This window comes from Acidocella aminolytica 101 = DSM 11237 (assembly GCF_900129125.1).
GTDB classification, from domain to species: Bacteria; Pseudomonadota; Alphaproteobacteria; order Acetobacterales; family Acetobacteraceae; genus Acidocella; species Acidocella aminolytica.
On record NZ_FQVJ01000016.1, the window covers coordinates 23,789 to 37,979 of the forward strand.

The 14,191-nt window shown below is 59.1% G+C and carries 16 protein-coding genes; 7 read left to right on the forward strand and 9 right to left on the reverse strand.

Annotated elements, in window-relative coordinates; translation table 11 throughout:
* Positions 1-3 precede the first annotated feature (3 nt).
* From BUB54_RS10085 to BUB54_RS10125, 9 genes are read right to left on the reverse strand one after another with little or no spacing between them, the layout of a single operon-like run.
* A complete protein-coding gene (locus tag BUB54_RS10085) occupies positions 4-807 on the reverse strand; it encodes a flagellar motor protein (RefSeq protein ID WP_048878475.1) in 804 nt (267 codons plus the stop codon).
* Entirely contained in the window at positions 804-1,367 is a 564-nt protein-coding gene (locus tag BUB54_RS10090; protein WP_048878474.1) for a sigma-70 family RNA polymerase sigma factor, read from the reverse strand. The genes BUB54_RS10085 and BUB54_RS10090 overlap by 4 nt, the downstream gene beginning before the upstream one ends.
* Complete coding sequence (locus BUB54_RS10095) at positions 1,360-3,453, reverse strand: flagellar biosynthesis protein FlhA (RefSeq protein WP_048878473.1); 2,094 nt, start codon at positions 3,451-3,453, stop codon at positions 1,360-1,362. The genes BUB54_RS10090 and BUB54_RS10095 overlap by 8 nt, the downstream gene beginning before the upstream one ends.
* Positions 3,446-3,709 (reverse strand): flagellar biosynthetic protein FliQ, encoded by a 264-nt coding sequence (locus BUB54_RS10100; protein WP_048878472.1) that lies wholly within the window; start codon positions 3,707-3,709, stop codon positions 3,446-3,448. Before BUB54_RS10100 ends, BUB54_RS10095 begins: the two co-directional genes overlap by 8 nt.
* Complete coding sequence (locus tag BUB54_RS10105; protein WP_048878471.1) at positions 3,706-4,974, reverse strand: FliM/FliN family flagellar motor switch protein; 1,269 nt, start codon at positions 4,972-4,974, stop codon at positions 3,706-3,708. The genes BUB54_RS10100 and BUB54_RS10105 overlap by 4 nt, the downstream gene beginning before the upstream one ends.
* Positions 4,967-6,409, reverse strand: coding sequence for a flagellar hook-length control protein FliK (locus tag BUB54_RS10110; RefSeq protein WP_048878470.1), 1,443 nt, complete (start codon positions 6,407-6,409; stop codon positions 4,967-4,969). Before BUB54_RS10110 ends, BUB54_RS10105 begins: the two co-directional genes overlap by 8 nt.
* A complete protein-coding gene (locus BUB54_RS10115; RefSeq protein ID WP_073211538.1) occupies positions 6,409-7,434 on the reverse strand; it encodes a flagellar motor switch protein FliG in 1,026 nt (341 codons plus the stop codon). The genes BUB54_RS10110 and BUB54_RS10115 overlap by 1 nt, the downstream gene beginning before the upstream one ends.
* Positions 7,427-8,986, reverse strand: a complete 1,560-nt coding sequence (gene fliF / locus BUB54_RS10120) for a flagellar basal-body MS-ring/collar protein FliF (protein ID WP_048878468.1) — start codon at positions 8,984-8,986, stop codon at positions 7,427-7,429. The genes BUB54_RS10115 and fliF overlap by 8 nt, the downstream gene beginning before the upstream one ends.
* A gap of 3 nt (positions 8,987-8,989) precedes the next feature.
* Positions 8,990-9,298, reverse strand: a complete 309-nt coding sequence (locus BUB54_RS10125) for a flagellar hook-basal body complex protein FliE (RefSeq protein WP_048878467.1) — start codon at positions 9,296-9,298, stop codon at positions 8,990-8,992.
* A 299-nt stretch (positions 9,299-9,597) separates the two neighbouring features.
* Between BUB54_RS10125 and BUB54_RS10130 the strand changes: the two genes are divergently transcribed.
* The 7 genes from BUB54_RS10130 to BUB54_RS10160 all read left to right on the forward strand — a co-directional run bounded on the left by BUB54_RS10130 (position 9,598) and on the right by BUB54_RS10160 (position 14,187).
* Positions 9,598-9,969: a response regulator gene (locus BUB54_RS10130; protein ID WP_048878466.1), complete on the forward strand. Its 372-nt coding sequence runs from the start codon at positions 9,598-9,600 to the stop codon at positions 9,967-9,969.
* A gap of 12 nt (positions 9,970-9,981) precedes the next feature.
* Complete coding sequence (locus tag BUB54_RS10135; protein ID WP_048878465.1) at positions 9,982-10,428, forward strand: hypothetical protein; 447 nt, start codon at positions 9,982-9,984, stop codon at positions 10,426-10,428.
* Between the two features lie 265 nt (positions 10,429-10,693).
* Entirely contained in the window at positions 10,694-11,044 is a 351-nt protein-coding gene (locus BUB54_RS10140; protein ID WP_052948343.1) for a flagellar basal body rod protein FlgB, read from the forward strand.
* Between the two features lie 28 nt (positions 11,045-11,072).
* Positions 11,073-11,516: a flagellar basal body rod protein FlgC gene (gene flgC, locus BUB54_RS10145; RefSeq protein ID WP_048878464.1), complete on the forward strand. Its 444-nt coding sequence runs from the start codon at positions 11,073-11,075 to the stop codon at positions 11,514-11,516.
* Positions 11,516-12,208: a flagellar hook assembly protein FlgD gene (locus BUB54_RS10150; protein ID WP_048878463.1), complete on the forward strand. Its 693-nt coding sequence runs from the start codon at positions 11,516-11,518 to the stop codon at positions 12,206-12,208. The genes flgC and BUB54_RS10150 overlap by 1 nt, the downstream gene beginning before the upstream one ends.
* Positions 12,208-13,431, forward strand: coding sequence for a flagellar hook protein FlgE (locus BUB54_RS10155; RefSeq protein WP_048878462.1), 1,224 nt, complete (start codon positions 12,208-12,210; stop codon positions 13,429-13,431). The genes BUB54_RS10150 and BUB54_RS10155 overlap by 1 nt, the downstream gene beginning before the upstream one ends.
* A 12-nt stretch (positions 13,432-13,443) precedes the next feature.
* The gene (locus BUB54_RS10160; RefSeq protein WP_048878461.1) at positions 13,444-14,187 is read left to right on the forward strand and encodes a flagellar hook-basal body complex protein; all 744 of its coding nucleotides are present in this window, start codon (positions 13,444-13,446) and stop codon (positions 14,185-14,187) included.
* The last annotated feature ends 4 nt before the right edge of the window (positions 14,188-14,191 follow it).

The following is a 14,191-nucleotide window of genomic DNA, read 5'->3' on the forward strand; positions in this document are numbered from 1 at the left end:
GGTTTATGCTGCCTGCGAGGCGCCGTTGGGTACTGTATCGTCTTCATCTTCAGGATTTTTTGCCTTGGGCTCGTCGTGTAGATAGTTCTTCAGCGTCTGGCGGATTATGATGCCAGGCTTGCCTTCAGCCAATAATATGAAGCCCTGAATTACGACCATCCTTTCGCGCTCCAGGTCCTTGGCGATGGATTTCAGACGTGCGCCAAGGGGAAGAGCTATGAGATTGGCAAAGCCAACGCCATAAATCGTCGCGATAAAGGCCGTAGCGATGCCTTCCCCCAACTCACTAGGATGATCAAGACGCATCATCACATGGATCAGTCCGAGCACTGCACCCATCACCCCGATGGTAGGAGAATAGCCGCCGACAGCTTCCCAGACATGGGCAGGCTGTTCCTGCTCGTTGTCGATCTGCTCGGCGGCGATGTTCAGCATGGCCGCGAAATCGTCTGGAGGAGTGTTATCCACGATCATCTGTAGACCCTGGCGTTGAAAGGCATCTTCCACGTCTGGAATTTCCTGTTCCAACACCAGCGTACCGGCACTACGCGCCTTGGCGGACCAATCAGCCACTTGGTCGATGAACGCGGCAAGATCCAGCTTCGGCGGCTTTGCCAGCCACATTACGGCCTTGAGAGCTTTGACGATCTTACGAAATCCGAATTGCAGCAGGCACGCAGAAAATGACCCGCACATCACAATGATGAAGGCGGTGAGATTAAGCAGAGAGGAGAGCGGCACATGATCCGTTACCGCCCCGCCTACAATGACAAGAATCCCGAGGAACAGCGTAGCCAGGTTAATCAAGACACAAACTCTCCTCGTTGCGAAGCGGTAATATGGATGGCAAGTGCCTCCAGGGCACGCTTACGCAGCCGTGAGGCATAACCTTCGCTGATATCCAACACGTTCGCGATTTCCCGATTATTAAGTTCGTCATAAAAATGCAGAGCCAGAACCCGGTATTCGAGCGGAGGCAACGTTCGCAGTGCGTCTGCCAGGAGGCTGCGGTCATCAAGCCGCGACAGGAGTGATAGCGGGTCCGCCGGACCGGTGCCGTCGCTTTGGGTGGCATTTTCCACCGCCTCTGTGTCAAATAAGATTTCGCCACGTCGGCGAGAGCCTTCCCGTCTCAGGCCGTCAATCATTGCGCCGCGTATGCGCCTTGTGGCGAATGCCTGGAAGGTCACGCCCTGGCTGGGGTCGAAGCGCTGCGTTGCTTCCATCATACCCACGGCCCCCCATTGCAGCAGCTCATCAAACTCTGCCCATGGCATGCGCACTTTCAGAAGCAGGGCCATGCGTTTGATCCAGTTTCCATAAAGCGCGGTCAGGGCCGCGTTGTCGGGGGGCACGGCGTCAGCCATTGGCGGGAACCGGGTCAGACGCCTGCACCACTTGCAGCGGCGTGGTTTCCGGGATTTCCTCAAGTGCGATTACCTGGATCACCCCTTGCACGCATTTTGCTACGGCACGGCGCATCGCGGCTTGTACGACGAGCACGGGCTTCATACCGCGGGCGCGCATCGTTTTAGCAGCGTGATCCGCAGCCTGGCGTAGGTGCGTGGCGGCTTCGGCTTCGATTTCAGCGGGTGCACCTTCGCGATTGGAACGTAGGGATTTGCCGACTAGCTCCTCTAGCTTCGGTGGAAGGACCGCCACGCGTAGCCCAGGCTCAGATCCTGTGAACTGACTGACGATGAAGCGCCCCAGCCTAAGCCTTACGGCAACCAACAGTTTTTCTGGGTCTTTCAGACCGCCGTCAGCAGCTTCGACCAACGCCTCGGCAATACGTTCAAAATCACGCACCGGAACTTCTTCGGCCAGCAGGCCCTGGCATACCTGTCGGATCACGCCGGCGGACAGGCTTGCGCGCAAATCCTCCGCGAGGCGAGGCGTGGTTTCCGCCAGCCGGGTCAAGAGCCCTTCTACCTGTGGACGTCCAAGCAGCTCGGCGCCGTGGCGTTTAAGAACCTCAGCAAAATGGGTGGCAATCGCGGTAGCAGCGTCCACAACGGTATAGCCAAGCTCTTCCGCGGCCGGGATAGTTCCCTGAGGAATCCAGACAGCGTTCTGTCCAAAGGCGGGGTCTTTGACCGGGCGGCCGATGGTAAGCTTATCCACTACCATCGGCCCTTCAATGGCGAGCCATTGTCCAGGCCAAGCTTCGCCGCCTTCAATAGCAGCGCCGCGTAGCATGAACCGGTAACCGTGGGCCGGGAGGTCTGAGGAATCACGAATGTGCACTGCGGGCACCAGAAATCCCATCGCGCGTCCGTAACGTTGACGCACCGCGGTCATGCGCCCCAGCAGCCGTCCTTCGCCGGGGCCGACCATCGGCGCCAGGGCAAATCCGATATTCATACCTAGCGGGTCTACGCCGCTTACATCAGTGAGGGTGTCGGCTTTTACCTCTGGTTTTACGCCCTCAGCCTCGCCTTGTTGCTGCGCCTTGGCCTGTTCTTGCTCCGGATTCGCACGGGAGAGCCGCCATGCCGCCACGCCGAGCGCACCACCCAACATTAGGAAGGGGATATGCGCCATCTCCGGTACTAGCCCGATGGCTACGGTGATTGCTGCCGCAATGGCCAGCGCCTGAGGGTATTTGGAAAGCTGAGATTTAATTTGCGCGCCGATATCTTCACCGGTGGCAACACGCGTCACCACCAAGCCAGCTGCCACTGAAATGGTAAGTGAGGGAATTTGTGCTGCTAGCCCATCGCCTACGGTCAGTAGCGTGTAGGTGCGCGCGGCATCACTAAGCGGCAGCCCATATTGAAGTGTTCCGATAATCAAGCCGCCAAGCATGTTGACGACCAGAATGACCATCGCTGCCACCACGTCGCCGCGCACGAATTTTGAGGCGCCGTCCATTGCGCCGAAGAAATCCGCTTCGCGTCGTAGCCCGTCACGCCGCCGCTCTGCTGCTTGGGGAGAGAGGATGCCCGCATTGATCTCGGCATCAATCGCCATTTGCCGCCCAGGTAGGCTATCCAGCATGAAGCGCGCGGAGACTTCGGCCACGCGCGAGGCGCCTTTAGTAACGACAACGAAATTTATGACGATAAGAATGATGAAGATGATGCCGCCGACAACATAATTGCCGCCAACCGCGAATTGGCCGAACGCTTCAATCACATGCCCGGCTGCCCCCGGCCCGGAATAGCCGTTCAGCAGAATGGCCCGCGCGGTAGCCACGTTCAGCGCCAGACGCATCAGCGTGGTGGCCAGCAGTACAGATGGGAACGAGGAGAATTCCGCCGGGGAGGGTATATAGAGTGATGCGCCCAGAATCACGAGTCCAGCGGAGATGTTCAGCGCGAACAGAAAAGAGATCGCAGGTGGCGGTAGCGGCACGGCCAACATCACCAGCACCAGCAGAATCACCACCGGGCCGGAAAGTTGGGTCAGGCTGAAACCGCGGGGGCGGGTGAGGGCGAGTGCGTCAGCCATGCAATAATCCCGGAATGGCGTTGAATAGCCTGGTGGCGTAATGTTCCACCCCGCCCATCATCAGTGAGCCTGCTGCGGTGGTAAGCACAGCCAGCCCGCCTAGCTTGAGCACGAAGGGAATCGAAGATTCCCGCACCTGTGTGGCGGTTTGCAAAATGCCCGCCGCAAGGCCGATCACCAGCATGGCCAGCAGCGCCGGTCCCGCGAGTTCCGCGAAAGCTAACCAGGCGCCGCTATTCACGCCATTCGGCGTCATGGCGTTTCGTCTTCCGATTGCCGGGCCGCGTCCTCGGTGAGGGCGGTGACGCGCACGCCGTAACGGTCATTGGCCACGGCCACCACTTCGCCATAAGCCAGCTTCTGACCGTTGGCGAAGATGGCTAGCGGCTCACCGATCATCTGGTCGAGTTGCAGGATCTGCCCGTGCCGCAGGGCGCGCAGTTCCTTCACGGTGATTTGTGTGCGCCCCAGTTCCACCGCCACGGCCACTTGTACCCGGTCCAGCACGGCCTTGGCGGTGATCGCGGTGGCGCCGCGCGGCTGGTTTTGCAGGCGTTCAAGTTCCACGCGTTCGGGTTCGATGAGCTTTTCCGCCCCTGTGATGCGGTCTTTCTGCTCGGGCATGTTGTCGTCTCCTTCTTCTGTCGTTGGGGCGCTGACTTGGCAGCACACATGGCCGTCGCGCTGGCCGTAATCGGCCAGGAACAAATCCACTCCGCCCGCGACCGCCACGGCGTGAGGCCAGAGATGGAAGGGCAGCACATCGCCAGGCCGCAGCGCCTGGAACACGGCCAGCGGCAAATCCGCCCGGGCTAGTTCAAAGCTCAGCTCCACCTTAGTGCTGTCGGTCAGCATTTCGACGCCACTGGTCCAGTTCTCATCCGGTCCGCGCCCACCCAGCAGACCGGACTGGTTAGCGATTTTCGCTTCCAGCGTCTCAAAGGCGGAGTAGGGGACGATAACGCGGATAGTGCCCGAGCCCAGCTCCGTCTCGAAAATACCAGTGACGGCGATCATCCAGTCCTGGCCATCGGCGATAGCGAGCATCCCGGTGGCGTTTTCGTAAGCGATGGCTTGTAATTCCAGCGGCACGATGGGCGTGAAGGTTTCGCTTACCGTGGCGAAGGCGAGATCCACTATCTGTTTGCCCACGCGTGTTTCCAGCGCGGACAACTCATAGCGTTCGAACGGGTGCGCGCTGGTGGCGCCGCACATCGCGTCGACCATCGCTCCGATGAGATCGCCGTCGATGGCCAGCAACATACGCCCACGCAGCGGGGTGAGTTCGGAAATGCCCGCCAGCATGACCTCCGGCAAAGCGGACATAGCGGATTCATGGGTAATGACGTTCTGGATGCAGGAGAGCAACTGCACGGAATGACGCATACGCTGAAAGAGAACGAAGGCGATCTGCCTCATGAACCGGTCAGCCAGAGTCTCCATGAGGATCGAGCGCAGCAAAGGCGCGCGCATCGGGTCCAGAAGGTCGAGCAGTTCCACATCTTGGGAGTCGTCAAGCATAGGCGCTTAGCCCCGTGATTGTGGTGCTTGCAGGGGATGCGGTCGGGGCAGAGACCGTCTGGGCTGGCGGTGTGTAGCCGCCGTTTTGCCCGTAGCTCTGCTGCTGCCCGCCCGATTGAGAGAATTGTCCGCCAACCTGTGCCTGGCCCAGGGTCAGGCCGGATTGAGCCATCGCGTTGCCAAGCTGCGGCAGGGCGGCGTGCAGAGCCTGCGCGGCATCCGCCGTGCTAGGCACAAACAGTACATTCACCTGTCCTTGGGTATTCAGCCCCACCTGTACGGAAAGATGCCCAAGACCAGGTGGGTCCAACCGTAACACCGCGCCGTTCTGACCGGATTGGTGCAAGGCTGTCACCGTGGCCGCCAGGGCGGAGGGGCTGTTGGCGCTTATGCTATTGGCGCTGGTCGTGTTGTTGCTGGGAGCCGTGGCGCTCACCGCATTGGCGCCCGTGGCCGATGTTACAGCACTGGCGAGGCTGGTCGAGCCGAGAGACTGGATGGTCTGAGACTTGTCCTTGGCTTTAACATCCGTTCCGGTTGTGACGGCTGGTGTTGTCTCTTGCGCGCTGCGTGCGGCCAGCACTGCGGCAGTGCTGGTTGCGGTGTTAGCGCTGGCCTGCGCGGTGGTGTTTGCGGTTGCGTGTGGGGTGTTGTTGCTGGCTTGGATGGCACCGCGACGTGCACTTTGCGCGGCCGGTGCGCTGGCCGTGCTGGTGCTGGTGCTCGCCGGGGGGGCAGCGGCGCTGGTGTTCGTAAGGCTTGCGCTGGCCGTGCTGGCGGCCGGTTGCGGCGTCACTGGGGAGGATTGGCTGGTGTTGGGCGTGGCTTTCGCCTGTAAGCCTGTGCCTGTGCCTGTGCCTGTGCCTGTGCCTGCGGTTGGGGTTGCGGGCGTGGCGGGTTGAGCAGTGGGCGCCGGGGTGGCGGCGTCTTTGTGGGACGTGTTGCCGGCCGCTTCTGTTGTTGCCGTAAGGGCTGGTGCGGCGGCGCTGGCTGGCGCGCTGGCGGATGCCGTCTCGCTGGTGCCAGGAGCTGCCTTGGGGGCGGGTTTGGCGGGCAAGGTCATGTCCGTTGGGGCGGACATAGCGGCTGTCAGTGCCGTATTATTATGTGTATCCTGTTTCTTGCTGTCTTTCCCGGCCTTGGCCGTGATGGCGCCCTTGCTGTCGCTCGACGCTTTGGCGGTGGACGTGGCGGCGGGTTTAGAGGGCACTGCCGGTGTGCCGGGCAGCTTGGTTTGCTCGGATGTATGCGACTTCTGCGCCGTGTTAGACTGTTTGTCCGTTGTGGTGGCGCTGTTGGTAGCGGTGCTGATGGTCTGCGCCGCCTGCTGTGCGTTCGTGAGTGTGGCCTGAAATGCCTGCCCGTCTGCAGGCTTTTGTGCTGAGGCGGTGGGGGCCGTGCTTTGCGTGACGGAAATTGTTGGAGACACGGGCATCAAACCATCTCCTCGGTAGCGTTGATGGTAATGCGGCCTTCGGCGGCCAAGCGCAGCGCCGCGTCCACAATTTCGCCTTGTGCGCCGAGGGCGTCGGAGCGCCGGATTGGCGGTCCGCTGGTCAGCTCCTCCTTCAGCACTTCCACCTGGCGGGCGGAGAGATTCTGGAAGAAACGATCGCGCAGTTCGGTGTCCACCAGGCGTAGGGCCGGGGCCAGCTTGTCTTGCGGCACCTCGCGCAGCAGAAGTTGTAGCGAGCGGTCGGGCAGCCTGCCGAGGTCGATAAAGGTGAACAGGTTTTCGCGGATTTTCTCGGCGGTCTTGGAGTCTCGTTCCTCGATGGCGCCCAGCACATTGTCAGACATCGCGGAGGGGAAATGGTTGAGAATATCCGCCGTCTGCTTGGCGCCCCCCAGATTGGTGACGCGCCGTCCGCCAGTGCCGGTTTGCATCGCCAGCTCATCCAGCATGTCGCGCAGCTCCTTCACCACGCTGGGGGACACAACGTCCAGGTTCGAGAAGCGGTAAAGCGCTTCCGCCGCCAGCGGCTCTGGTAGATAGGTCAGCAGATTGGCGCCCATCTCATGCGGAATATGCGCCAGCAGCAGCGCAATGGTTTGCGGCCGCTCATGGGCCATCTGCATTGCCAGAGTACGAGCGTCGGTATTGGGCGGCAGTTGGAAAATTGAGCGCCTCTCATTCCGCCGCAACCGGTCGAGAATCTCTTTGGCCTGCGTTTCGCCCAGTGCGTTCATCAGCACCCGGCTGAGAAATTTCATGCTATCTCCGCCAATGGCGGTGATGCCGAGATCCGCCGCGAAGGAGACCATGATATCTTCGCGCTGCTGCGCATTCACGCCTTTGAGGTTCGACATCGCCACGGAGATGCGGCTGACTGAGAGATCATCCATCTCCCGCAGCACGGCGGCGGCGGTTTCCTCGCCTAGCTCGCGCAGAACCATGGCCGCACGCTCAGGTCCAGAGAGTGGGGCAGGGGCGGGTAATTGCTTGGTATCTTCACTCATTTTCTTCAGCCCAGCTTTGCAGGAGTCTTGCGACACCAGGGATGTTCTCGGCCGCTTGGTCACGAAGTTCTGTGAAATCACGGGGCGGAATCACCACCGGCAGCGGCCGTTGCGGTGGTGGTGGTGGTGGCAGCATGTTCCTAAGGCTCAGATTAGCCAGCCGTCGCCCGGCTGGCAGTGCCAACCCGAACAGCAGCGCGATTGCCGCCAACACTTCCAGCAGCGCATGTGCCAGCGGGTTTGCCGCCGCGATAATCGGTGCCGCAGCCATGACTGTTGCCGGTTTCTGGAACGGCGTGGAGAGCACATTCACCTTCACGTCTGGATAAGCAAAGGCCGCGCCGATGGCGGTTTTAATCTGGTCGATCTGCACGCCCTTGGGCAGGGCGGCCTGGTTCAGGACAACTGAGATCGCAAGGGATTTTACAGACCAGTCAGGTTTGGTGATGTCGCTTTGTGTTTCATCGGTCACAAAATTCTGGTCGAGATTATCTGTTTTGCGGGTGGGACCTTGCTGGCTGTCCGTTGCCTTGGCTGGCGTCTGGGGTTGGCCGCCTTTGGCTGGCGCCTGGGTCTGGCCGGTTTTGGATGCCGTTTTGGCGGCCGGAGCAGTTGTGGTGTTTCCAGGTGGCTCGTTGGAGAGCGCACCGGGAATCCCCAAGGCCGCCCCATTACTGCCAATCTGCGTCGTTTGGTCATGGCTCGAATGTTGAACCATCTGGTTCGGGCCGTAGGTTGTCTCTTGAATATGGGTCTGGGTAAAATCCAGATTAGCAGAGACATCGGTTCGGAAATTCCCAGCGCCGATCATCGGAATCAGTAGTCCGGCCACGCGCGCCGCGGCACCGGCCTCAATCTGTGCTACGGTGGCGAATTGCGTGCCGGTATTCATCGTCCCGGGGGAGGGGTAAACGGTTTGGCCTGCCGTGGTGACCACGGTGACGTTCTGCGCCGAGAGGCCCGGCACTGCACCCGCAACTAGTTTGGCAATGCCTTCAGCCTGCGCGGCGGCCTGCATTTGGTCGGCATCCAGCACCACTGAGGCGGCGGGTTTGGGCTGGTCCGCTAAAAATGGAGTTTCCGGTGGCAGGGCTAGAAATACTTGCGCGCTGCGGATGCCCGCCATGGCCTGAATCGAGTGCTGCAAGGAGAGTTCCAGCGCCTGCGTGGCCATAGTGGACTGGGCTAGATCCGAGGCGGTCATCGGCGCGTTTTCAAGCTGATTCCATGCGTTTTGCGTGGAGGAGCCTGGTACCTGCGCGGCCCCAAGCTGCAACCGTGCCTGGGCGAGTTGCGGGGCGGGCACCAGAATCACATTGCCCGCTGCCTGTAACTGGTACGGAATGCCGAGCTTTTGGAGTTGGGCGATCACCTTACCGCCATCGGCCGGTGTAAGCCCTTCATCCAGCACGGCATAAGGTGGACCGGACATCTCCAGCCACAGCACAGCACCCAGGGAGACAGCGACTACCCCCCCGGCCACCCAGAGCAGCTTGGGAACTTTTCCCGCCCATCCGCGCAGCTTTGTTAGAATGTCCTGCCAGTTAGGCATGGCTTAGAACTGCATGTTCATGACCGCCTGATAGGCGGACACAACTTCGTTACGCACGGCAACGGTGGCGTTCCAGGCAACCTCGGCCCGATCGTTTGCCACCAGCGCCTTGCCCAGCGTGGCCCCCGGCACGCCCGCAGCATACCCGGCCTCGGCTGAGGTCGCAGCAGATTGCTGTGCGCTGACCCCTTGTAAAGCATCCGCCACCAAAGAGAGAAACTGCCCTGGCTTGGGGGCGCTAGCCCCGCTACTGCCGCCGACCAGGCTGCTTGCCGCGGTTAATGCGCCCTGCGCCGCGATATTCGACACCATTCGATCTTACCCTTATTTTTGAGGATGGCCGCGTCAGGAAATCCGCCCGGGGCGGTTGCGGTCAGCTTTTCGCCGCGCGCGGGCCTCCTGTGAGGAGTGTACCGCAAGCTGAAAATTTTTTTCGGCCGGGAGGAAAACTTTGCTCATGCCGTACGATTAGAGCTGCAGTCCTAATCAATTCTTAAAATCGTCGCCATTCACGATAAAACCATACGGCCGCGTTTTAACCTTGCCTCAACACTTATCCGGCATACCAGCAAAACCTTGCGCATATTATCTATGAATGGAGCGCCTTTCCGATGCCGACCATCCTCGTCCTTGATGACTCCGCCACAATGGTGATGAGTCTTTCGCACATTCTCAAAGGTGCCGGCTATGAAGTCGAAACCGGCATGAACGGGCGGGAAGGGATCACCAAGTTGTCGGAAGGGATTAAGCCCTCGGTGATCCTGACGGATTTGAACATGCCGGAGCTGGATGGAATCGGCTTCATTAAGGAGGCGCGAAAAATTGCCTCCGCACGCTATACGCCGATTATTGTGCTCACGACTGAGTCCGGTGGTCGCAAGCGTGACGAAGCGCGTGCCGCCGGCGCCTCCGGCTGGCTGACGAAGCCGGCCGAGCCAAACCAGCTTCTATCCGTGGTTAAGCAGCTTTGCCCTGTTAAATGATAGGATGTAGAGATGAGCGCCACTGTTGAAGCGAATGAGAAACTGGTTTGCGCTATTCTGGCCGAACAGGTAGCGCATTTGCGGGACAGGATGGATGCCAGTGCCGCGTTCGATTTGTTGTGGCGCACCACGGCGTTGCTGTCCTGGCTCTCGGGCCTGCTAACGGACATCAATCGGCAGGCTGTTCAGCCGAGCCCGGTGCTGGAGCGCGAGCGGGCAGAAGCGATCACAGAAATTGGTGAGATCCGTCGCCAGTTGGACCATTTGGCGTTCGTGGAGGCGCAACGACAGGATTTCGCTCGGCAGATCGCTGATTGCGTGATTGTTGCGCTGGAACGTATGTCCGAGGCGAAAATGCCAGAAGGCGCGCATTTCTCGTCTTCTGACCTCGCTAAGCTCTATGTGAGCGATGACCAGCGTCAGCTGCATGAAGAGGTTTTGAAGCGTCTGCAAGGGTAACATGAAGGGTCCAGAAAAAGCCGGCTGTATCCCGTAACAGGGGGCCGGCTTTTGGGCGTTTGAACGGGTATTGGTAAAAAAAATTCCGCAAGCTGGAAATAACTCGGTCTTGCTTTCGAATATAAGTAAGCTATGATTTTGCGATGACAGCCCGTAATAGGGCCGTTTTTTTACCACTTCTTAAATTCCTCCCCCTACACCTTTAACAGGCGCCGCGTGGCGGCATAACCGGTCCGGTATTCGACGGGCCAGGAAGGCGAGGGATATGCAGGTCGGATTTCTTGATTTTTATGGTGGTGTTTTGAATGTCCGGCAGGAGCGCGCGGATCTCATCGCCAATAATATCGCGAATGCTGACACGCCGAATTACAAGGCTGTTGATGTTTCATTCAATAACGCCTTGGCTAGCGCGCTTGGCACGCAAACCGGCGCTGATGCCGGACCACAATATCGTCAGGATGGTGTAGTCGGCCTGAACGGCAACGATGTCTCGCTGGATAGTGAGCGTGTGGAGGCCGCGCAGAACGGCCAGCAGATGCAGGCCACGGCGGTGTTTCTTCATCAGGCGACCCAGGATCTCGTCACCGCATTGCGTCCTAACCCGGGCGGCATCTAGCCGGGCCTCGTGAATCAGGAGTTCGTGCATGAGCAATAGTCTTTTTTCAATCATCGGCAGCGCCCTGAATGCTCAGGACCAGCGGATGAGCGCCATTTCCTCGAATTTGGCCAATGCCTCATCCGTGGCTGCCCCTGGGCAGCAGCCTTACCGCGCGCATGAGTTGGTTTTCCAGGCGCAACCGGTTGTAGGCGATGCGTCAGGTGGTGGGAGCGATGGCACCGCGGACGACGCATCCCTTGGCGTGCAGGTCGTGGGTACCGTGCAAAGCAACGCCCCGCCGACGCGTAAATATGATCCCGGCAGCCCTTATGCTGATTCGTCCGGCTATGTGACCAGCAGCAATGTCTCTCCGGTAGAGGAGATGGTGAACATGATCGACAGTTCCAATTCCTACTCGGCGTCCGTCGCCATGCTTCAGCAGGCGGGCCGGATAGATCAGCAAATGATCAGCAGCTTTCAGGTGGCATAATGATCAACTCTGCAACCAACAGTACCAGCACCAGCGCGGTTTCATCGGCCTCCGTCGCGGCTTCCACGACGGCCGCTTCATCCAGCGGCGCCGGCAGTGCCGCCAACCTCACGCAGTCTGATTTTCTGCAGCTTCTAACCGCGCAGTTGAAATATCAATCTCCCACATCGCCAGCCAACCCGACGCAGATGGCCCAGGAGTTCGCGGCGATCTCGACGGTCGATGGTATTAACCAGATCAATACCCAGCTCAGCTCCATCTCCACGGCCAATGGCGCGGCGCAGATGGCCCAGGCTTCGTCCTTGGTCGGCAAGCAGGTTGCGGTCAGCGGCAATACCCTGATTGCGAATTCAAGTGGCGCCGCCACCGGCGCCTTCAGCCTGCCGAGTGCCACCGGCAGTACGGATGTCACCATCCTCAACCCTGATGGTAGTGTCGCCACCACGCTTAACCTCGGAGCGCTGTCTGCGGGGCAGCAAAGTTTCAGCTGGAGCGGCGGTAAGGCGGGTACGGATTATACCTACCAAATCACGGCTGCTGATGCCAGCGGTAACCCCGTCAGTGCAACGCCGTACACCGTTTACAATGTGCAGGGCGTTAACCTCACTAGTTCGTCACCGACTCTGAATGTCGCGGGCTCCGCTACGGCGCTGCCTGTTTCCTCTGTTCAAACTGTTCTCGGAGCTGCCTGATGTCTTTGCAAACTGCTTTGTCCGGCCTGCTAAGTGCGCAAACTGGCCTGAACACCACGTCCAACGACCTCGCCAATGCCAGCACCACGGCGTACAAAAGCCAAACGGCGCTGTTCGAGGACGTATATCCCGCCAATGCTACCAACACTCCCGGCATCGGCACTGCGACGGAAGGTATTTCCACGGATTTGACGCAGGGTAACCTGACCTCCACCGGCAACTCTCTGGACGCAGCGATCCAGGGCAATGGCTATTTCGTCGTCTCCAATAAGGGTTCAAACCAATATACGCGCGATGGTGCCTTTCAGCTTAGCACCTCAGGGCAATTGGAAACGCTGAATGGCGCAAGTGTGCTGGGTTATTCCAGCACCAATGGTGTGTTGGGCAGCACGCTTGGGGCCATTACTATCAACACAGGCGCTGTGCCCGCCAATGCGAGCAAGAATCTTGGTGTGACGCTGAATCTCAATTCAGGCGATACGCAAATTCCCTCGACAACAGCTTTTAATGCATCAGATCCGTCGACCTATAGCGAAAGCACCTCGGTGGTTACCTATGATTCGTTGGGCAATGCCAATCGCGTGCAGCTTTATCTGGTGCAAAACCAGCCCGCCACAACGGGGGCCACGCCGAACTGGACGGTGTATGCGCAGCCACAACTGGCGAATGGTACGACGGTCGGCTCTCCGCAAACGCTGACCACTTTGGGGTTTTCGTCAACGGGGGCTTTAACGTCGGGTAATCCAGCCACGTTGAATGTGAACTGGGGCAATGGCGCAGCCGCGTCCAATGTCGCTTTTAATTTCTCCGGTACCACGCTCGCGGCGCAGAACTTTGCGGTGGCGGGTGTCACCAATGACGGTTACGCGCCCGGTAGCTATACAGGCAGTTCCATCTCCTCCGACGGTTCTATTGAGGCGACTTATTCCAACGGCCAAACGGTCAGCGCCGGAAAAATCGCGTTGGCGAATTTCATTAATCCCGAGGGGCTGACGCCTGTAACTGGCAATCTTTATTCTATCAGCAATACTTCCGGTCAGGCCGTAGTCAATACGCCAGGTAATGGTCTCGCTGGCACGCTGTCAGGCGGAAGCCTGGAATCTTCCAACGCCTCAACTTCATCTTTGCTGGTTTCGCTAATCCAGTACCAGCAGGCTTATCAGGCGAATACGTCTGTAATCCAGACCGAGCAGCAAGATAGTCAGCGTCTGGTGCAGATCTAACGGCGTAAGACCATGTATTCTGATTCACTCTATACCGGCATGGCCGGGCTGCAGGCGATCTCCGCGCAAATGGAGGCGGTGGCCAGCAACCTGTCTAATTCCCAGACGCCCGGCTATGAGTCGGTACAGGCGGTAACGCAGGCGCAGCTTTACCAAGGCACCAATGCCCCAGCCGGGGCAGACGCCATGGAGGAAACGCTAGGTCCAGATCTCAAACCAGGCCCACTCAAGCAAACGGGCGATCCGCTGAATGTTGGCGTTGGCGGCAATGCCTGGTTACAAGTGCAAACACCAGGCGGTGTAGCCCTAACGCGGGATGGCTCTTTAACGATCTCCTCTTCTGGTATTCTAACCGATTCAGCCGGCAATCCGATTCTCAGCACCAATGGCACACCTATCAGCTTGCCGGCATTGTCCAAGCTGCAAATCGGTACGGATGGTACAATTTCTGGGATTCCCGTTGGCAGCACAAGTGGAATTGCCAAGGTAATTGCTCAAATTGGCTTGGTATCAACGCCGTCTGGAAAATTGTCTTCACTGGGTGGCTCTCTTTACCAACCGTCTAGCGGTGCTTCTCTGGTTCCAGCAACGGATGGTTCGCTGCATCAAGGTTACCTGAACGACAGCAATGTCGATCCCACCACTGCCATGATGCAATTAATAGACGCAAGCCGTTCATACCAGATGCAGACAGAGATGATGAAAAATCAAAGCGTAGCATCGCAGAGTTTGAATAATCTGCTGTCACAAGGATAGCAGG